General features: G+C 54.0%; 15 protein-coding genes. 8 read left to right on the top strand and 7 right to left on the bottom strand.

The window, feature by feature from the left end; genetic code table 11:
- On the top strand, positions 1–1,068 hold the full coding sequence (locus tag HV261_RS08965) for a fimbrial protein (RefSeq protein WP_326929136.1): 1,068 nt from the start codon (positions 1–3) through the stop codon (positions 1,066–1,068).
- Here HV261_RS08965 and hcaR read toward each other — a convergent pair.
- On the bottom strand, positions 1,055–1,948 hold the full coding sequence (gene hcaR / locus HV261_RS08960; RefSeq protein WP_202038041.1) for a DNA-binding transcriptional regulator HcaR: 894 nt from the start codon (positions 1,946–1,948) through the stop codon (positions 1,055–1,057). The two genes, HV261_RS08965 and hcaR, sit on opposite strands and share 14 nt — an antisense overlap.
- Before the next feature lie 135 nt (positions 1,949–2,083).
- Here hcaR and hcaE point away from each other — a divergent pair, with 135 nt between their 5' ends.
- From hcaE to hcaD, 5 genes are read left to right on the top strand one after another with little or no spacing between them, the layout of a single operon-like run.
- Positions 2,084–3,445, top strand: a complete 1,362-nt coding sequence (gene hcaE / locus HV261_RS08955) for a 3-phenylpropionate/cinnamic acid dioxygenase subunit alpha (RefSeq protein WP_137382909.1) — start codon at positions 2,084–2,086, stop codon at positions 3,443–3,445.
- Positions 3,442–3,960 (top strand): 3-phenylpropionate/cinnamic acid dioxygenase subunit beta, encoded by a 519-nt coding sequence (gene hcaF / locus HV261_RS08950; protein WP_202038040.1) that lies wholly within the window; start codon positions 3,442–3,444, stop codon positions 3,958–3,960. Before hcaE ends, hcaF begins: the two co-directional genes overlap by 4 nt.
- On the top strand, positions 3,960–4,277 hold the full coding sequence (hcaC, locus tag HV261_RS08945; RefSeq protein ID WP_202038039.1) for a 3-phenylpropionate/cinnamic acid dioxygenase ferredoxin subunit: 318 nt from the start codon (positions 3,960–3,962) through the stop codon (positions 4,275–4,277). The genes hcaF and hcaC overlap by 1 nt, the downstream gene beginning before the upstream one ends.
- Positions 4,277–5,089, top strand: a complete 813-nt coding sequence (gene hcaB, locus HV261_RS08940; RefSeq protein ID WP_202038038.1) for a 3-phenylpropionate-dihydrodiol/cinnamic acid-dihydrodiol dehydrogenase — start codon at positions 4,277–4,279, stop codon at positions 5,087–5,089. The genes hcaC and hcaB overlap by 1 nt, the downstream gene beginning before the upstream one ends.
- Positions 5,090–5,098: 9 nt before the next feature.
- Positions 5,099–6,301 carry a phenylpropionate dioxygenase ferredoxin reductase subunit gene (hcaD, locus tag HV261_RS08935; protein ID WP_202038037.1) on the top strand — a complete coding sequence of 401 codons (1,203 nt, stop codon included), beginning with the start codon at positions 5,099–5,101 and terminating at the stop codon, positions 6,299–6,301.
- A gap of 92 nt (positions 6,302–6,393) precedes the next feature.
- Here hcaD and glyA read toward each other — a convergent pair whose 3' ends face one another.
- Complete coding sequence (glyA, locus tag HV261_RS08930) at positions 6,394–7,647, bottom strand: serine hydroxymethyltransferase (RefSeq protein ID WP_003835277.1); 1,254 nt, start codon at positions 7,645–7,647, stop codon at positions 6,394–6,396.
- A gap of 325 nt (positions 7,648–7,972) precedes the next feature.
- Here glyA and hmpA point away from each other — a divergent pair, with 325 nt between their 5' ends.
- Positions 7,973–9,163: an NO-inducible flavohemoprotein gene (gene hmpA, locus HV261_RS08925; RefSeq protein ID WP_202038036.1), complete on the top strand. Its 1,191-nt coding sequence runs from the start codon at positions 7,973–7,975 to the stop codon at positions 9,161–9,163.
- Positions 9,164–9,264: 101 nt separating this feature from the next.
- On the opposite strand, the gene glnB is transcribed toward hmpA, so the two are convergent.
- The 5 genes from glnB to purL all read right to left on the bottom strand — a co-directional run bounded on the left by glnB (position 9,265) and on the right by purL (position 17,701).
- Positions 9,265–9,603: a nitrogen regulatory protein P-II gene (gene glnB, locus HV261_RS08920; RefSeq protein WP_002914032.1), complete on the bottom strand. Its 339-nt coding sequence runs from the start codon at positions 9,601–9,603 to the stop codon at positions 9,265–9,267.
- A 60-nt stretch (positions 9,604–9,663) separates the two neighbouring features.
- Entirely contained in the window at positions 9,664–10,998 is a 1,335-nt protein-coding gene (gene glrR, locus HV261_RS08915; RefSeq protein ID WP_326929175.1) for a two-component system response regulator GlrR, read from the bottom strand.
- Entirely contained in the window at positions 10,998–11,717 is a 720-nt protein-coding gene (gene qseG / locus HV261_RS08910; protein WP_202038034.1) for a two-component system QseEF-associated lipoprotein QseG, read from the bottom strand. The genes glrR and qseG overlap by 1 nt, the downstream gene beginning before the upstream one ends.
- 22 nt (positions 11,718–11,739) lie before the next feature.
- Positions 11,740–13,170, bottom strand: coding sequence for a two component system sensor histidine kinase QseE/GlrK (gene qseE / locus HV261_RS08905; RefSeq protein WP_202039675.1), 1,431 nt, complete (start codon positions 13,168–13,170; stop codon positions 11,740–11,742).
- Positions 13,171–13,813: 643 nt separating this feature from the next.
- Complete coding sequence (purL, locus tag HV261_RS08900; RefSeq protein ID WP_202038033.1) at positions 13,814–17,701, bottom strand: phosphoribosylformylglycinamidine synthase; 3,888 nt, start codon at positions 17,699–17,701, stop codon at positions 13,814–13,816.
- A 257-nt stretch (positions 17,702–17,958) separates the two neighbouring features.
- Between purL and mltF the strand changes: the two genes are divergently transcribed.
- Complete coding sequence (gene mltF, locus HV261_RS08895; protein WP_202038032.1) at positions 17,959–19,539, top strand: membrane-bound lytic murein transglycosylase MltF; 1,581 nt, start codon at positions 17,959–17,961, stop codon at positions 19,537–19,539.
- The last annotated feature ends 6 nt before the right edge of the window (positions 19,540–19,545 follow it).

Raw genomic sequence — 19,545 nt, 5'->3', positions numbered from 1 at the left:
ATGAGAAATGGAATGTCTACCGCTGTGGGCGTCGTGCTGCTCGCACTTTTTTCTCCCGCAAGCCATGCGATCACCGGCGCTTGCTCGGCAAAAGGCAGTTTTAGCGCCAATGTGTCCAGCGACTGGACGCAAGATCAGAATGTCGCCGGCCGCACCCTGGAATTGCCGACGCCGCTCACGGGCAACGCCTACCAGATAGAGTGTACCTGTGAGGCAGATACCAAGGTGGGCCTGTTTTATACGGTAACCAGCGGCCTCTCACAAACTGGCAAAGTAAATGGTTATTACCGCCTGAACAACAATCTGGATATTCAAACTGAAGTCGACGATATTCCTGGCGCTACCGGTGTCACCCCGCTGAATACGCAAGCCATCAGAGAGAATGGTTCCTACCAAAGCGGCGGCAGCAAAGGCAGCGTCTGCGCGGCCGATCCGGCGGATACCCGCGCCGCGCCGGTGACAATGGGTGCCAATACCCGTTTGACGCTTTATGTCACCAAGCCTTTCCTGGGCGAGCTCGTGATCCCGGACACACTCGTCGCTTCAGTACGGGCCGGATGGAGCACCAACACAACCCCACCATCCTTGAGTACGCTACAAGATATTGCCGAACTGCGTATTCAAGGGAGCATTACCGTGCCGCAAAATTGTAAAATCAACCAGGGAGACATCATTCAAGTCGATCTCGGCTTTATCGACGCCAGACGCTTCACGACAAAGGACAGGATGCCAGACGGCTACACGCCGGTTAAATTTGAAATTCGTTACGATTGCGGCGACACATCAGAAATGAGTAATGATATGGAAATGCAGATTGATGGCAACGATGTTATTAACCAGTACACGTTGGTCGCCCGTCGCCGTGAAACGGACAACGTCCCGGATGTCGGTATACAAATGTCACGTGATGGCGCTCAGAATATTCCCTTTACTAATGGGTTGCTCAGCCTCGACTCTTCAGGCCAGGGCGCTATCAACCTGGAAGCATGGCCGACAAATATGGTGGGCGGCATGCTATCACCAGGCAAATTTAGCGGCACGGCAACCATTACCGTTATTGTAAAGTAGCGCACTCGGCTGGCCGCTGCGCCAGCTCGATAAAATCACGCAAGGCGGGTTTCAGGTCACCTTTTTTCCACGCCATCAGCAGTGAAATGGTCGGGATATCGCCGACAATTGGCCGGAAAACCACCTGACCGGTATTAAAATTATTCATATAACCGGGTATCAAAGTGACCCCCAGTCCCATACCGACCAGATTCATGGTCACCAGAATGTTGGTCGCCACCTGTACAACATTGGGCTGGCTTTTTTGCTGCTGGAACCAGTTTTTGACAATCATTGCTAACGCACCAGAATAAGCGGGATCGGTGCTGACAAAATTCACGCCGTTCAGTTGCTGTGCCGATATTGCCTTTTCACTGGCTAACGGATGGTTAACCGGTAGCACCACCACCAGCGGCTCATGGAAAAGTTCCAGATAGTCCAGCTCCGGGCTGTAAACCGGATGACGCATTAAGCCCACATCCAGCTCCCCACGCAGGATCTTCTCTTCCTGCTCCGTAGTTATCAGACTCACCAGTTCAATGTGTGTATCCGGTTGTTTTAAACGAAACAAAGGCAGCACCTTAGGCAGCAGATTCACCTCTGCTGAAGGAACAAAACCAATCGTAAAATGGTTATCTTCCTGCACCGTTTTACGGGCGCGAATTTTCGCGCTCTCCGCCTGTTCGAGGATAGCCAGTGCATCCTGTAAAAAGCACTCTCCCGCCGCCGTCAGCGCCACTTTTCGCTTATCGCGTACCAGCAACGGAACGCCCACACAGATCTCCAGATCGCGGATCTGGCTGCTCAACGACGGCTGAGAGGTATGCAGCTTTTCTGCCGCACGGGTGAAATTCAGCGCCTGCGCCACCGCGACAAAATAGCGTAAGTGCCTCAGTTCCATACCCTTCTCCTTGTTATCGAAAAAATGTCTCAACTGGTAGAAATTTACTATTTCACAGATTGATAACTAACCAGCAACATCCTTAGGGCACATAAAAAGAAGGTCAATACATCTTAGCTTTCAGGATTAAAAAATATGACCACACCCTCAAATTTAGACATCTACCAACTGATTGACACGCAAAACGGTCGCGTAACGCCACGGATTTATACCGACCCTGAAATTTACCAACTGGAGCTGGAACGCATCTTTGGACGCTGCTGGTTATTCCTCGCTCACGAAAGCCAAATCCCCAAACCCGGTGATTTTTTTAACACCTACATGGGCGAGGATGCGGTCGTGGTGGTGCGTCAGAAAGACGGCAGCATCAAAGCCTTTCTCAACCAATGCCGTCACCGCGCAATGCGGGTCAGTTACGCCGATTGCGGCAACACCCGCGCCTTTACCTGCCCATATCACGGCTGGTCATACGGTATTAACGGCGAGCTCATCGATGTCCCGCTGGAGCCGCGCGCTTACCCACAAGGGTTGTGCAAATCTCACTGGGGCCTGAACGAAGTGCCCGGCGTGGAGAGCTACAAGGGGCTGATCTTCGGTAACTGGGACACCAGTGCGCCTGCGCTACGCGATTATCTCGGCGACATCGCCTGGTATCTGGACGGCGTGCTTGACCGTCGCGAAGGCGGCACAGAAATCGTCGGTGGTGTACAAAAATGGACTATCGACTGTAACTGGAAATTCCCCGCCGAGCAGTTTGCCAGCGACCAATATCACGCCCTGTTTAGCCATGCTTCTGCCGTTCAGGTACTGGGCGCGAAAGATGACGGCAGTGATAAACGCCTGGGGGACGGACAAACCGCCCGTCCGGTGTGGGAAACTGCCAAAGATGCGCTGCAATTCGGTCAGGACGGTCACGGCAGCGGATTTTTCTTTACTGAAAATCCGGATGCCAACGTCTGGGTCGACGGTGAAGTCTCCAGCTACTATCGCGATACCTACGCCGAGGCCGAACAACGACTGGGCAAAGTTCGCGCTCTGCGACTGGCAGGCCATAACAATATCTTCCCAACGCTGTCATGGCTAAACGGCACTGCCACACTGCGTGTCTGGCATCCACGTGGACCCGATCAGGTAGAAGTGTGGGCATTTTGTATTACCGATAAGGCAGCGTCAGATGACGTCAAAGCGGCATTTGAAAACAGCGCTACCCGTGCCTTCGGCCCGGCCGGGTTCCTTGAGCAGGATGACTCAGAAAACTGGTGTGAAATTCAAAAACTGCTGAAAGGCCACCGGGCGCGCAATACCAAACTGTGTCTGGAGATGGGATTGGGCCAGGAAAAACGCCGTGAAGACGGTATTCCAGGGATCACCAACTACATCTTCTCAGAAACCGCCGCCCGCGGCATGTACCAGCGTTGGGCCGATCTGCTCAGTAGCGAAAGCTGGCAGGAAGTGCATGAGAAAACCGCCGCTTACCAGCAGGAGGTGATGAAATGAGTACCTTAGTCTCCCTGGAACTTCATCATCGCATTACGCAGTTTCTCTACCATGAGGCCAGCCTGCTGGATGACTGGAAGTTTCGCGACTGGCTGGCACAACTGGACGACGACATTCGCTACACCATGCGTACCACAGTCAATGCCCAGACCCGCGATCGCCGCAAAGGCGTACAACCGCCGACGACGTGGATTTTCAATGACAACAAAGATCAGCTTGAGCGCCGGATCGCCCGCCTCGAAACCGGTATGGCCTGGGCGGAAGAGCCGCCATCGCGCACTCGTCATCTGATCAGCAATCTGCAGGTTAGCGAAACGGGCCAACACGACGTGTTCGCGGTGCGCCTTAACTACCTGCTGTACCGCGCACAAAAAGAGCGAGATGAAACCTTTTACGTTGGCATGCGCGTAGACAAAGTCCGTCGTCTGCCGGGTGATGAGTGGCGTTTACTGGAGCGTGAGATCGTGCTGGATCAGGCGGTGATCACCTCCCATAACCTGAGTGTACTGTTCTGATGAGCCGTATTTATGCCTGCCCCGTAGGGGATTTGCCGGAGGGTGAAGCTCTCCGGCTCGACACATCGCCCGTCATCGCGCTGTTTAACGTCGGCGGCGAGTTTTATGCCATTAACGATCGCTGCAGCCACGGCAATGCCTCGATGTCGGAAGGTTATCTGGAAGACGATGCCACCGTGGAATGCCCGCTGCATGCGGCCAGTTTTTGTCTGAAAACCGGCAAAGCGCTATGCCTGCCCGCCACCGATCCGCTGACTACCTATGCCGTGTATGTGGAAGGTAGCGATGTGTTTGTTGATATTCCCGGAGGGGCCTGATGAGCGATTTACGCGACAACATCATCTTTATCACTGGCGGTGGCTCTGGCCTCGGTCTGGCACTGGTCGAACGCTTTATCGAAGAAGGTGCAAAAGTTGCCACGCTGGAACTGTCGCCAGCCAAGGTCGCCAGCCTGCGCCAGCGCTTTGGCCAACACGTGCTGGCGGTAGAAGGGAATGTTACCTGTTATGCCGACTATCAGCGGGCGGTGGATCAGATCCTCACGACGTTCGGCAAGCTGGACTGCTTTATCGGTAATGCCGGGATTTGGGATCATAATGCTTCGCTGATCAATACCTCCGCCGAGGCGCTGGAAAGCGGCTTTCATGAGCTGTTCAACGTTAACGTGCTGGGCTATCTGCTGGGCGCGAAAGCCTGTGCCGCTGCGCTTATTGCCAGCGAAGGCAGTATCATTTTTACCCTTTCCAATGCCGCATGGTATCCCGGCGGCGGCGGCCCGTTGTATACCGCAAGCAAGCACGCCGCTACCGGACTCATTCGTCAGTTAGCCTACGAGTTAGCACCGAAAGTTCGTGTCAACGGTGTAGGGCCGTGCGGTATGGCAACTGACCTGCGCGGCCCGCAGGCGTTGGGTCAAAACGATACATCAATTATGCAATCACTGACGCCGGAAAAAATCGCCGCTATCCTGCCGCTGCAGTTTTTCCCTGATCCAGCAGATTTTACCGGTCCATACGTGATGCTGGCATCAAAGCGCAACAACCGTACGTTGAGCGGCGTGATGATCAATGCCGATGCTGGCCTGGGTATTCGCGGTATTCGCCACGTTGCCGCCGGGCTGGATCTCTGAGGAGGCGTTATGCACAACAAAATTATTGCTATCGTCGGCGGTGGACAGGCCGCAGCGATGGCGGCGGTAGCACTGCGCCAGCAAGGGTTTGACGGCGAGATACATCTGTTCTCCAATGAGCCGCATCTGCCGTACGAACGCCCTCCATTGTCCAAAGCGATGCTGCTGGACGACGCCCCGCAGCTGCAGCCGGTGCTCAACGCGGCCTGGTGGCAGGAAAATACTGTTCATCTGCATCTGAACGTGACTATCCAGACGCTCGGTCGCCAGACACATCAGCTAGAGCTGGCTGACGGCCAGGGTTATCCGTGGGATCAGCTACTGATTGCCACGGGAGCGGCTGCCCGCCCTCTTCCACTGCTGGATAAACTGGGCGATCGCTGCTTTACCCTGCGCCACGCGAACGACGCGACTCGTCTGCGAGACGCTTTACTCCCCGGTAAATCGATTGTGATTGTCGGGGCGGGCACCATTGGCCTGGAACTGGCGGCCAGCGCGACCCAGCACGGCTGCCGGGTAACGGTAGTGGAGCAGGCGCCAACGGTGATGGGCCGCAATGCGCCTGCCCCGGTGCGTGACTATCTGCTAGCACGCCACCAACAGGCGGGTGTGCAGGTACGGCTCAACAGCACTATCGAGCACGTCGAAAGCGGAGAGTTACTTACCCTGGCGCTGCAAAATGGTGAAACCGTCACTGCCGATGCGGTGATCTACGGCATTGGCATCGTGGCGAATGACGCACTGGCCCGCGATGCAGGCCTGGAGACGGCTAACGGCGTTATCGTTGATACCGCTTGTACCACCTCCGATCCGGCGATTTTTGCTGCCGGCGACGTGGCGCTGACGCATCAGCCCGACGGTTCGCTGGCGCGTGTCGAAAGCTGGGAAAATGCCAATATCCAGGCTCAAATTGCCGCTGCCGCAATGCTCCATTTGCCGTTGCCGGAGAAGACGCCCGGCTGGTTCTGGACTGACCAATACCAGGATAACGTGCAGTTTATTGGCGAAATGCAGGGAGATAGCTGGCTTGTACGCGGCGATGCTGATGCGCAGAAAGCGATATGGTTTAACCTGCAGGATGGCGTAATTGTCGGCGCAGTAACGTTGAATCAGGGCCGAGAAATACGTTTATTGCGGAAATGGATTCAGGCAAAGAAAAAGCCGCCAGTGGCGGCTTTAATCGATGAAAAAATCTTGCTTAAGTCAATATAACTACCGGATGGCACTTCGTTTATTCGGCCTACACGTGAGTAACCTGTAGGCCGGATAAGGTGTTTACACCGCCATCCGGCAATCCGTATTGCTTACGCGTAAACCGGGAAGCGTGCACAGATATCCAGCACTTTACCTTTCACACGCTCAATAACAGCTTCGTCATTGATGTTGTCCAGAACGTCACACATCCAGCCAGCCAGCTCTTTCACTTCCGCTTCTTTAAAGCCACGGCGAGTCACTGCCGGAGAACCGATACGGATACCGGAAGTCACAAACGGGCTCTTCGGATCGTTTGGCACGCTGTTTTTGTTAACGGTGATGTTAGCGCGGCCCAGTGCGGCGTCAGCTTCTTTACCGGTCAGGTTTTTATCCACCAGATCCAGCAGGAACAGGTGGTTTTCAGTACCGCCAGAAACCACTTTGTAACCACGGTTCAGGAACACTTCCACCATCGCTTTGGCGTTTTTAGCAACCTGCTGCTGGTAAACTTTGAACTCTGGCTCCATCGCTTCTTTCAGCGCTACCGCTTTTGCCGCGATAACATGCATCAGCGGGCCGCCCTGCGCGCTTGGGAACACCGCGGAGTTCAGTTTTTTGTACAGCTCTTCGTCACCGCCTTTCGCCAGGATCAGGCCGCCACGTGGACCCGCCAGGGTTTTGTGGGTGGTGGTGGTCACAACGTGTGCGTGTGGAACCGGGTTCGGATAAACGCCTGCGGCAATCAGACCCGCAACGTGCGCCATGTCAACGAACAGGTATGCGCCGATGCTGTCAGCGATTTCGCGCATTTTTGCCCAGTCAACCACGCCGGAATAAGCAGAGAAACCACCGATGATCATCTTCGGCTTGTGCTCTTTGGCCTGCTTAGCCATGTCTTCGTAGTCAATTTTACCGGACTCATCAATACCGTAAGGGATGATGTTGTACAGTTTGCCGGAGAAGTTTACCGGGGAGCCGTGAGTCAGGTGGCCGCCTTGCGCCAGGTTCATACCCAGAACGGTATCACCCGGTTGCAGCAGAGCGGTATAAACAGCGAAGTTAGCCTGAGAACCTGAGTGCGGTTGGACGTTAGCGTAATCAGCACCAAACAGCTCTTTTGCACGATCGATTGCCAGTTGCTCAACGATATCAACGTATTCGCAACCGCCGTAGTAGCGCTTGCCCGGATAACCTTCAGCGTATTTGTTGGTCAGCTGAGAACCCTGTGCCTGCATAACGCGCGGGCTGGTGTAGTTTTCGGAGGCGATCAGTTCGATGTGCTCTTCCTGACGTACTTTTTCCTGCTCCATAGCCTGCCACAGTTCGGCATCATAATCGGCAATGTTCATTTCACGCTTTAACATCCGCATCTCCTGACTCAGCTAACAATAGAATTTCGGCCTAAAAAGGTTGTCCCTAGGACTTCGGCCAACAGTATAACCGAATCATTCTTCGATAACAGGTCTTGACAAAGGATTTTACGCAAACGATTACCTTCACGGCACGCAAGGCTTTGCAGAACAAAGCTCTGCTGAATTTCAACGGATTTCTTTTCAGGTTTGTGATGCAGATTTTTCACGATGTAACCTTTACAACGCAAAGTTACAAAGAACCATTTACAATGCAGGGGTATTTTTTATAAGATGCATTTGACATACATCATTAAAGTCTCAGATAAAGGAAGACCGTATGCTTGACGCACAAACCATCGCTACAGTGAAAGCCACCATTCCCCTGCTGGTTGAAACAGGCCCGAAGCTGACCGCCCATTTCTACGATCGCATGTTTACGCATAACCCTGAGCTGAAAGAAATTTTCAACATGAGTAACCAGCGTAATGGCGATCAGCGTGAAGCACTGTTTAACGCTATTGCCGCGTATGCCAGCAATATCGAAAACCTGCCAGCGCTGCTGCCAGCCGTCGAGAAAATTGCCCAGAAGCATACCAGCTTCCAGATTAAGCCCGAGCAGTACAACATCGTGGGTGGCCATCTGCTGGCGACGCTGGATGAGATGTTCAGCCCAGGCCAGGAAGTGCTGGATGCGTGGGGCAAAGCGTATGGGGTGCTGGCTAACGTCTTCATCAACCGTGAGGCGCAAATCTACAGCGAAAATGCCAATAAAAATGGCGGCTGGGAAGGTACCCGTCCTTTCCGCATCGTGGCCAAAACCCCGCGTAGCGCGTTAATCACCAGCTTTGAGTTTGAACCGGTCGACGGCGGTGCGGTCGCGGAATACCACCCGGGGCAGTATCTGGGCGTCTGGCTGAAACCAGAAGGCTTCCCGCATCAGGAGATTCGTCAGTACTCATTGACCCGCAAACCGGATGGTAAGGGCTACCGTATTGCCGTTAAGCGTGAAGACGGCGGTCAGGTCTCAACCTGGCTGCACAACCACGCGAATGTCGGCGACATCGTCCATTTAGCCGCACCGGCGGGTGATTTCTTTATGGATGTTTCCACCGATACTCCGGTATCGCTGATTTCCGCAGGCGTAGGTCAGACCCCAATGCTGGCAATGCTGGACACGCTGGCAAAAGCGCATCATACGGCGCAGGTTAACTGGTTCCACGCGGCAGAAAATGGTGACGTGCATGCCTTTGCCGATGAAGTGCATGAACTGGGCAAAACGCTGCCACGCTTTAGCGCACACACCTGGTATCGTGAGCCAACCGAAGCCGATCGCGCGAAAGGTGCGTTTGATAGCGTTGGGCTGATGGATCTGAACAAACTGGAAGGCGCTATCAGCGACCCGGCGATGCAGTTTTACCTGTGCGGCCCGGTTGGCTTTATGCAGTTCGCTGCGAAGCAACTGGTCGGTCTGGGCGTGAAAAACGAAAACATTCATTATGAATGCTTCGGCCCACATAAAGTGTTGTAATGTATTGCGCGAGTAGGCCGGATAAGGCGTTTACGCCGCCATCCGGCAATCACTCTGCCTGATGCGCTACGCTTATCAGGCCTTCAAATTAACGGCGCGGCTTAGATTGCCGCGTCGTCTTCTTCGCCGGTACGGATACGAATAACACGCGCCACATCGAAGACAAAAATCTTACCGTCGCCGATTTTGCCGGTCTGGGCAGTACGAATAATCGTGTCGACACAGGTATCGACAATATCGTCGGTAACCACGATTTCAATTTTTACCTTCGGCAGAAAATCCACCATATATTCCGCGCCACGGTACAGCTCGGTGTGGCCTTTCTGACGGCCAAACCCCTTCACTTCTGTCACCGTCATACCGGTAATGCCGACTTCTGCCAGCGCTTCGCGGACATCGTCCAGCTTGAAGGGTTTAATAATCGCATCAATCTTTTTCATGCTATTCCTTGAAAAGGTCGCCTGTCTTTTGATCAAATAAAGCTAACATAATCCGCAGATTTATTCTTTGAAATCGTTTGCATCAAGTTCATGACGAGAGAGCAACTTGTAGAATTCTGTGCGATTGCGTCCCGCCATTCGTGCAGCATGGGTAACATTACCTTTGGTGATTTGCAGCAGCTTACGCAAGTAGTTGAGCTCAAACTGATTACGCGCTTCAACAAAGGTTGGCAGCGCCGTATTTTCACCTTCCAGCGCCTGCTCCACCAGCGCGTCACTGATCACCGGCGAAGAGGTTAACGCCACGCACTGTTCAATCACGTTGACCAACTGACGCACGTTGCCCGGCCAACTGGCGGTCATTAAACGTTTCATCGCATCAGTCGAAAACGCGCGGACAAACGGTTTGTGCCGTTCGGCTGACTGACGCAGCAGATGGTTTGCCAGCAGTGGTATATCTTCTGTACGCTCGGCCAGCACCGGGATCTTCAGACTCACCACGTTGAGGCGATAGTACAAATCCTCGCGAAATTCGCCCCGCGCCATGGCTTTAGGCAGGTCGCGGTGCGTTGCAGAAACAATCCGCACATCAATGTCGATATCGCGATTGCTTCCGAGCGGACGAACTTTACGCTCCTGCAATACGCGCAGTAATTTAACCTGCAGCGGCGCGGGCATGTCGCCTATTTCGTCGAGAAATAGCGTTCCGCCTTCTGCTGCCTGAAACAAGCCTTCACGATTACTCACCGCTCCGGTAAAGGCACCGCGCGCATGACCAAAAAGCTCTGATTCCAGCAGTTGTTCCGGCAACGCCCCGCAGTTTATGGCGATAAAAGGCTTGTGGCTGCGCGGGCTGGCGTTGTGAATCGCCTGGGCAAACACCTCTTTCCCGGTGCCGCTTTGGCCGTTAATCAGTACGCTAACGTCAGATTGCGCCACCATCCGCGCCTGTTCTAACAAACGCAGCATTAACGGGCTACGGGTAACAATTGATTCACGCCAGCTGTCATCAGTAGCAGGCGCGGACTGTTCCAGCGCACCGTCAATCGCTTTGTATAACGCGTCTTTATCGACCGGCTTGGTGAGAAAGCTGAAAACGCCCTGCTGCGTTGCCGCGACAGCATCGGGAATAGAACCGTGCGCAGTCAGGATAATGACCGGCATCCCCGGCTGCACTTTCTGGATTTCAGTAAACAGCTGCATGCCGTCCATTTCATCCATGCGCAGGTCGCTAATGACCAGATCCACTTTTTCACGATTCAGTACCCGTAATCCTTCCTGCCCACTTTCTGCGGTTACGACGCTGTAACCTTCACTGGTCAGCCGCATACCGAGCAATTTCAACAGCCCCGGATCATCATCGACGAGCAGCAGATGCGCGGGCTTGTGGCTTATCATGGCGTGACCTCCCCATCATCAGGCGTCGTAAGCTTATCAGTACCGTGCAACGCATCGGGATTGTAGCTGCCGGCAGGTTTACGGGTGGACAGTTGTCGCTCAATATCGGTCAGGTTTTCCAGCTTACGGGTGGTGAGATCGAGCTGGCTCTGCAAATGCTGTTGCTGTTGGCGCAGCGCGTCAAGATCGCTGTCGGATGACTGTTGAAGTTTACTGTAGCGCATACGTTCTTCTGCAAGCTGTAACTGCAGCGTTTGACTACTGCGCCAGACCTGATAAAGCGGACGGACCTGGGCCGGAATTTGCGGGCTTAGCGCATCCAGACGGGCCATTATTTCACGCCTTTCAGGCGGTGTAATGTGGGCGCCATCAAGCAGTATCCCGCGCTTGAAAGCGCCCTGCCAGGTATCCGTGAGTTGGCTACTGGCTTCACTGCGTGCCTGAACAGGCATCAGGCGCTCTGCACAATCCATGGTCCGCAGCCAGTAGAGCGGGTTGGTCTCTGTGGACTGGCCCGACAGCGACCAGATATCCGTACATTCGGTGGCAAGGTAATCAGCGAGTTGATGCGGCGGGATTTTCTCCTGCGAAGGATCGCCGATAATGTGATTCACCGCGTTGGGAACGCAGCCGACCAGCGCCAGGCATGGCAGACTTGCGAGTAAGACGCGGCGAATAAAATCTCGTTTAAGCATTCGGGCAACAACGTGTGGCATACTCACCAGACTTAGGTTCATTTTAGTGGTTTTTCGATGCAGATAGCGGCAGTTCTATGCGGAAACAAACGCTTTGCGCATGCTCATCAACCAGATACAGTTTTCCCCGCATACGGCGGATACAGTCTCTGGCGATACTCAGTCCCAACCCGCTTCCTTTGACTGCCCCTTTTCGCTGATGGCTGCCCTGGAAAAAAGGTTCGAAGATCATCGCCTGTTCTGCTTCTGGAATCGGTGTGCCGGTATTTATGACATCAATGTATACCGTCGAGCCATGCAAACTGCTGCGGACCCAAATGTTACCGGATTCAGCTCCATAGTGCACCGCATTGGAATAAAGATTGTCCAGCACGCTCATTAACAGCATGGGTTCGGCCAGACAAGCGTTCGCCGCCAGTGCAACATCAGTATGTATCATTTTGGCGCGAGCGGGCAGGCTATGTGCTGAAACAACACTTTCCACCAACGGCGCGATTTCTACGCGCTCAAGTTCTACTTCGTCATCCGCCAGCTTGCGGTTGTAATCAAGCAATTGCTCAATCAGCTTTTGTAGGTTACGGCTGCTGTCATCGAGAATTCCGACCACCTCTTTTTGCTCGGGAGTAAGCGGTCCAACTACCTGATCGGCCAGCAACTCCGTGCCTTCACGCATGCTGGCCAGCGGCGTTTTCAGCTCATGGGAGAGATGACGTAAAAACTGATGTCGCTGTGACTCAAGCCAGGAAAGGCGCTCACTCAACCAGATTATGCGCTGGCCAACGGAACGCAGCTCCCGGGGACCGGTAAATAATACGCTATCGCCCAGTGAGCGACCTTCTCCCAAACGGTTAATCATCCGTTCAATACCCTTCACCGGGCCGATAATCATACGGGTAAACAGCAGTACCATCGCCAGACTCACGAGAAATAGCACCAGCGCCTGCCAGCCGAAGAACTGACCACGTTCGGCAATTTCTTGTTGTAACTGCTGACCACGCGAGAAGACCACGGTACGTGTAGCCTGCACCATGTCGGTATTCGCATTAGCGAACGATTCCAGACGGGCTGCCGCCTGGCTGTCAGGACCGCTGTTATTGCACTGCAGTTGGGCGAGATCGTTGAGATCCTGCCGTAACGCCTGGTAGAGCTTGTTGTCCGGTAACACGCCCGCATGCGCGTCCAGCATGTCGCTATAACGTTTACGCTGGCTCTGGTAAACCTTTGCCAGCGTCGGATCATCCAGCACACAATACTGTCGATAGCTACGCTCCATCTCCAGCGCGGCGTTGGTCATTGCCTCGCTGCGCCGGGCATCAATGAGCGTGGTTCTGTTCGTCAGCGCCGCCTGAGCGCTCAGGGCGTTCAGGCTCTGCCACGCTTGCCAGGCCAGTACGAGCAAAGGGAGCAGGATCAGCAAAAATGCCAGTGTCACCAGCTGACGTAAGGATCGAGGGAAAACAGACCAGCGCTTCAAGGCGTTACTCTCAATGGACGGGAATAAGACGATGCTAACCGAGGGGAACGTCAGATACAACAAAGCCGGGATTAACCCGGCTTTGCTATGGAATAAGGCGGTGCCTAACTCGACGTTTCGCCCGAAGGTTGATATGAGCTTCGCTAATATCAGATGTTGGACGGCAGGCACCTTGTTGTGCGTCATTCGAAGTTTATGTAGCACGTCCCGAAGGGGCTGACATAAGAAGGTGAATGAGCCACTGGTTAATATTATGCAGCATCTGTGCCAATATTCAAAACACTTTATTAACACAATGATAAATATAAGAAATATGAATAATTGTGTAAAAATAATGATTGCGTGTTTTTTGTTCGCCCTGTCGCTAATCAGCAACACTCACAGCACTTAAAAATAAAATCATTATAAATCAAATTATTAAGTGTCTCTTTTTAGCGACAAGTCAACCCTGCCAATGTCGGGATTTCCCGACACTTTAATTTTGCGGCATTAGCGCCGGATTTATTGCCGGATGACGGCGTAAACGCCTTATCCGGCCTACAAGTGCTCTTCCCCGTAGACCTGATAAGCGCAGTGCCATCAGGCGTTCTGTATCTGGCGACAAAAAAGCCCCTCGAGAGGGGCTTCATGATGTTCGACCAGATTAACCGAGCTGTTTACGCGCATTACGGAAGATGCGCATCCACGGGCTATCCTCGCCCCAGTTTTCCGGGTGCCAGGAGTTGCTCACGGTACGGAACACACGTTCAGGGTGTGGCATCATAATGGTTACACGGCCATTTTCGGTGGTAACCGCAGTGATACCGTTTGGAGAGCCGTTCGGGTTAGCCGGATAGGTTTCGGTCACCTTACCGAAGTTATCAACGTAGCGCAGCGCCACCAGCCCTTTGCTCTCCAGCCCTGCCAAATGCGCATCGTCACGCACTTCTACGCGACCTTCGCCGTGAGAAACCGCGATTGGCATCTGTGACCCCACCATACCCTGCAGCAGCAGAGACGGGCTTTGTGTCACTTCGACCAGGCTGAAACGCGCTTCAAAGCGATCGGAGTGGTTACGCACAAAGCGTGGCCACAGGTCGCTTCCAGGGATCAGCTCGCGCAGGTTAGACATCATCTGACAACCGTTACACACGCCGAGTGCCAGCGTTTGCGGGCGATGGAAGAAGGTTTCGAACTCATCACGTACCCGATTGTTGAACAGAATCGACTTCGCCCAACCTTCGCCTGCGCCAAGCACATCACCGTAAGAGAAGCCACCACAGGCCACCAGCGCCTGGAAGTTACCCAGACCAATGCGACCGCCCAGCAGATCGCTCATATGCACGTCGATAGCGTCAAAACCCGCACGGTGGAAAGCCGCCGCCATTTCTACGTGGGAGTTAACGCCCTGTTCGCGCAGCACGGCTACTTTTGGACGCGCACCGGTAGCGATATACGGAGCCGCAATATCTTCGTTGATGTCAAACGACAGCTTAACGTTGAGGCCAGGATCGGCATCGTTGGTTTTAGCGTTGTGTTCCTGATCGGCACATTCCGGGTTATCGCGCAGACGCTGCATCTGCCAGGTTGTTTCCGCCCACCACATACGCAGGGTAGTACGGCTTTCGCTAAACACCGGCTGACCTTGGGCGGTCAGGGTGAAACGATCGCCGGCTACCGCCTGGCCGAGGTAATGTACGCAATCAGCCAGACCGTTCACCGCCAGAATCGCTTCTACCGCATCACGGTCAGCGGCGCGAACCTGAATGACAGCCCCCAGCTCTTCATTAAACAGCGCCGCCAGATGATCATCGCCCAGAGTACCAATATCTGCTTCAACGCCGCAGTGACCGGTAAAGGCCATTTCTGCCAGCGTAACCAGCAGACCGCCGTCGGAGCGGTCATGGTAAGCCAGCAGCTTACGTTGTGCGACCAACGCCTGAATGGCGTCGTAGAAGCCTTTCAACTGCGCTACATCGCGCACATCGGCAGGTTTGTCGCCCAGTTGACGGTATACCTGTGCCAGCGATGTCGCGCCCAGCGCATTGTGGCCAAGGCCAAGATCAATCAGCAGCAGCGCATTGTCTTCAGTAGACAGTTGCGGCGTGATTGTATGGCGCACGTCTTCCACACGAGCAAAAGCGGTGATCACCAGTGACAGCGGGGAGGTCATTTCACGCTGCTCGTTACCTTCCTGCCAGCGGGTTTTCATCGACATGGAGTCTTTACCCACCGGGATAGTCAGGCCAAGCGCCGGACATAACTCTTCCCCGACGGCTTTTACCGCTTCGTACAGCCCGGCATCTTCACCGGGATGGCCAGCAGCCGCCATCCAGTTTGCTGACAATTTGATACGTTTGATATCGCCAATCTGCGTGGCAGCAATATTAGTCAGCGCTTCACCGACGGCCAGACGCGCAGAGGCGGAGAAGTCCAGCAGCGCGACAGGGGCGCGTTCACCGATAGACATCGCTTCACCATAGTAGCTATCCAGACTGGCGGTAGTGACCGCACAGTTCGCTACCGGGATCTGCCACGGGCCGACCATCTGGTCACGCGCCACCATCCCGGTGACAGTACGGTCGCCGATGGTCACGAGGAAGGTTTTCTCTGCCACGGTCGGCAGGTGCAGCACGCGGTTTACCGCGTCAGCAATCGTAATATGCTCACGTGCAAGCTGCTCGCCTTTGGCTTTTAGCGTTTGTACGTCGCGGGTCATTTTCGGCGTTTTACCCAGCAGAACGTCCAGCGGCATGTCAATCGGCTGGTTGTCGAAGTGGCTATCGCTCAGAGTCAGGTGCTGCTCTTCGGTGGCTTCACCAATCACCGCATAGGGTGCGCGCTCGCGCTTACACAGTTCGTCAAACAGCGGCAATTGATCGGCAGCAACCGCCAGCACATAGCGCTCCTGAGATTCGTTACACCAGATTTCCAGCGGGCTCATACCCGGTTCATCACTTAGGATATCGCGCAACTGGAATTTGCCGCCGCGTCCGCCGTCACTGACCAGCTCCGGCATGGCATTAGACAGGCCACCTGCGCCAACATCGTGGATGAACAGGATCGGGTTAGCGTCCCCCATCTGCCAGCAACGGTCGATAACTTCCTGGCAGCGACGCTCCATTTCCGGGTTGTCGCGCTGTACGGAAGCGAAATCAAGATCGGCATCAGACTGGCCGGAAGCCATAGATGATGCCGCACCACCGCCGAGGCCGATGTTCATCGCCGGACCGCCGAGGACGATCAGCTTAGCACCCACCACGATCTCGCCTTTCTGCACGTGATCTTCACGGATATTGCCGATCCCACCCGCCAGCATGATCGGTTTGTGGTAACCGCGCAGCTCTTCACCGTTATGGCTGTTCACTTTCTCTTCATAGGTGCGGAAGTAGCCCGTCAACGCAGGGCGACCAAATTCGTTGTTAAACGCAGCACCACCCAGCGGGCCTTCGGTCATGATATCCAGTGCGGTGACAATACGGTCCGGCTTGCCAAAATCTTCTTCCCACGGCTGTTCAAAGCCCGGGATACGCAGGTTAGAGACAGAGAAACCCACCAGCCCGGCTTTCGGTTTCGCACCGCGCCCGGTTGCGCCTTCATCACGAATTTCACCGCCAGAACCCGTTGCGGCGCCCGGCCACGGCGAGATCGCCGTCGGGTGGTTATGGGTTTCAACCTTCATCAGGATATGAGCAGGTTCCTGATGGAAATCGTAGCGACCGGTCTGGTGGTCAGCAAAGTAGCGCCCCACTTCAGAGCCTTCCATCACTGCTGCGTTATCTTTATAGGCGGACAGGACGTGATCCGGCGTGGTTTCGAAGGTGTTTTTGATCATCTTGAACAGCGATTTCGGCTGCTGCTTACCGTCGATCACCCAGTCGGCATTAAAAATTTTATGGCGGCAGTGCTCGGAGTTGGCCTGTGCAAACATGTACAGTTCGATATCGTTCGGGTTGCGTCCCAGTTTGGTGAACGCATCTTGCAGATAGTCGATTTCATCCTCTGCCAGCGCCAGCCCCAGACGCAGGTTAGCGTCAATTAACGCCTGGCGTCCTTCACCCAGCAGGTCAACGCTGGAAACCGGCGCAGGCTGGTGATGAACAAACAGTTTTTCAGCATCGCTCAGCGCAGAGAAAACCGTTTCCATCATGCGGTCATGCAGAATATCGGCAACAGTCAGCCACTGCTCAGCAGTCAGCGTGGAGGCCTCAACATACCAGGCAATGCCACGTTCCAGGCGGCTAATCTGTTGCAGGCCGCAGTTATGGGCAATATCAGTCGCTTTAGAAGACCACGGGGAGATGGTACCCGGGCGAGGCGTGACCAGCAGCAGTTTGCCTTCAGGGGCATGACTGTGAAGAGCAGGACCATATTTCAGTAGACGAGCAAGTTGCGCGCGCTCATCCTCATTCAATGGTGCATTCAGATCGGCAAAATGGACGTACTCGGCGTAAATGTTGTGGACCTGGAGGTTGGCAGCCTGAAAACGTGCCAGCAGTTTGTTAATACGGAATGCAGACAGTGCAGGTGAACCACGCAGAATTTCCATCATAAGTCTCTCGTCTTCTAAGCTTTCGGTGTGCCCAAGTGGGGGAAACGGGCGTCATTATAAAGAATCTACCGCGCCGACGAAACCGTTTGCGTCGAAATAAAATCACGACCTTGTCTTATCATCAAATGCGGTCTGGTTTCTGAATAAGTTGCCAACTGACGTAAGTTTAAGCAAAATGCCGCTCATTAATGACTAATTCACTTCTTAATCAATACCACAGCACGCAGAGACAACGTACGGTTCAGAGAATTAACTAATTGAAAAAATTAAAGATTAATTATCTGTTCATCGGTATTTTGACGCTGTTGTTGGCAGCGGCCCTCTGGCCATCTATCCCCTGGTTCGGTAAAGCCGACAATCGTATCGCCGCCATTCAGTCGCGGGGAGAGCTGCGCGTCAGTACCATCGACTCACCGCTCACTTACGCCACGCTTAATGGGAAAAAGTTTGGCCTGGATTACGAACTGACCAAAGCCTTCGCCAACTACCTGGGTGTGAAGCTGAAAATCACCGTACGCCAGAACATCAGCCAGCTTTTTGACGACCTGGATAACGGGAATGCCGATCTGTTAGCCGCGGGTCTGGTGTATAACAGCGAGCGCGTTAAAAATTATCAGCCGGGTCCGACCTACTATTCCGTATCGCAACAACTGGTGTATCGGGTTGGGCAATATCGCCCTCGCAGCCTTGCCAGTGTGAGCGAAAATCAGCTGACCATCGCCCCGGGACACGTGGTGATAAACGACCTCCAGCAGTTAAAAGAAAAAAAATTCCCAGACCTGAGCTGGAAAGTTGATGAGAAAAAGGGCACCACCGAACTGCTTGATGATGTCATCGCCGGTAAGCTGGATTACACCATTGCCGATTCCGTCGCCATCAGCCTGTACCAGCGTGTACACCCTGAGCTGGCCGTCGCGCTGGATGTCTCCGACGAACAGCCGGTGACCTGGTTCAGCCGTCTGGACGATGACAATACGTTGTCCGCTGCCCTGCTGGATTTCTTCAATACCATGAATGAAGACGGCTCGCTTGCGCGGCTGGAAGAAAAGTATCTTGGGCATGGCGATGATTTTGACTATGTTGATACCCGCACCTTCCTGCGTGCGGTTGATAGCGTGTTACCGGATCTGAAGCCACTTTTTGAGAAATATGCGCAGGAAATAGACTGGCGACTGCTCGCGGCAATTTCTTACCAGGAATCACACTGGGACGCGCAGGCCACCTCCCCGACCGGCGTACGTGGGCTGATGATGCTGACCAAAAATACTGCCCAGAGCCTTGGGCTCACTGACCGTACCGATGCCGAGCAGAGCATCAGCGGTGGTGCGCGTTACTTGCAGGATATGATGAGTAAAGTGCCGGATACCGTCCCCGAAGGAGAGCGTATCTGGTTTGCGCTCGCAGCCTATAACATGGGTTATGCGCACATGCTGGATGCGCGGGCGCTGACGGTAAAAACTAAAGGCAACCCGAACAGTTGGTCTGATGTAAAACAACGTCTGCCGCTGCTCAGTCAAAAGCCGTATTACAACAAGCTGACCTATGGCTATGCGCGTGGTCACGAAGCCTACGCCTATGTGGAAAATATCCGTAAGTATCAGATAAGCCTGGTGGGATACCTGCAAGAGAAAGAAAAGCAGGCAATTGAAACACAGCAACTGGCGCAGGATTACCCGGCGGTATCGCCCACAGAACTGTTAGGCGAGGAGAAGTTTCCGCTGGCAGCATTCCTGTCTCAGACCTCATCAAGCTATCTGTCGCACTCCCCTTCTCTGCTATTTTCGACGCAGAAAAAAGAGCAGAAGTCGTCTTTGAAGGCAGGCCATCGGGCCGATTAGCGCAAC

The organism is Citrobacter sp. RHBSTW-00671, from assembly GCF_014103415.1.
Taxonomy (GTDB): Bacteria; Pseudomonadota; Gammaproteobacteria; order Enterobacterales; family Enterobacteriaceae; genus Citrobacter.
This window is presented reverse-complemented; position numbering and strand designations above follow the sequence as displayed.

What these genes read in the sequence shown, in the direction of transcription:
- HV261_RS08965 (WP_326929136.1), top strand. Translation starts at nt 1, where the DNA reads ATGAGAAATGGAATGTCTACCGCTGTGGGCGTCGTGCTGCTCGCACTT.
- hcaR (WP_202038041.1), bottom strand. Translation starts at nt 1,948, where the DNA reads ATGGAACTGAGGCACTTACGCTATTTTGTCGCGGTGGCGCAGGCGCTG.
- hcaE (WP_137382909.1), top strand. Translation starts at nt 2,084, where the DNA reads ATGACCACACCCTCAAATTTAGACATCTACCAACTGATTGACACGCAA.
- hcaF (WP_202038040.1), top strand. Translation starts at nt 3,442, where the DNA reads ATGAGTACCTTAGTCTCCCTGGAACTTCATCATCGCATTACGCAGTTT.
- hcaC (WP_202038039.1), top strand. Translation starts at nt 3,960, where the DNA reads ATGAGCCGTATTTATGCCTGCCCCGTAGGGGATTTGCCGGAGGGTGAA.
- hcaB (WP_202038038.1), top strand. Translation starts at nt 4,277, where the DNA reads ATGAGCGATTTACGCGACAACATCATCTTTATCACTGGCGGTGGCTCT.
- hcaD (WP_202038037.1), top strand. Translation starts at nt 5,099, where the DNA reads ATGCACAACAAAATTATTGCTATCGTCGGCGGTGGACAGGCCGCAGCG.
- glyA (WP_003835277.1), bottom strand. Translation starts at nt 7,647, where the DNA reads ATGTTAAAGCGTGAAATGAACATTGCCGATTATGATGCCGAACTGTGG.
- hmpA (WP_202038036.1), top strand. Translation starts at nt 7,973, where the DNA reads ATGCTTGACGCACAAACCATCGCTACAGTGAAAGCCACCATTCCCCTG.
- glnB (WP_002914032.1), bottom strand. Translation starts at nt 9,603, where the DNA reads ATGAAAAAGATTGATGCGATTATTAAACCCTTCAAGCTGGACGATGTC.
- qseG (WP_202038034.1), bottom strand. Translation starts at nt 11,717, where the DNA reads ATGCCACACGTTGTTGCCCGAATGCTTAAACGAGATTTTATTCGCCGC.
- purL (WP_202038033.1), bottom strand. Translation starts at nt 17,701, where the DNA reads ATGATGGAAATTCTGCGTGGTTCACCTGCACTGTCTGCATTCCGTATT.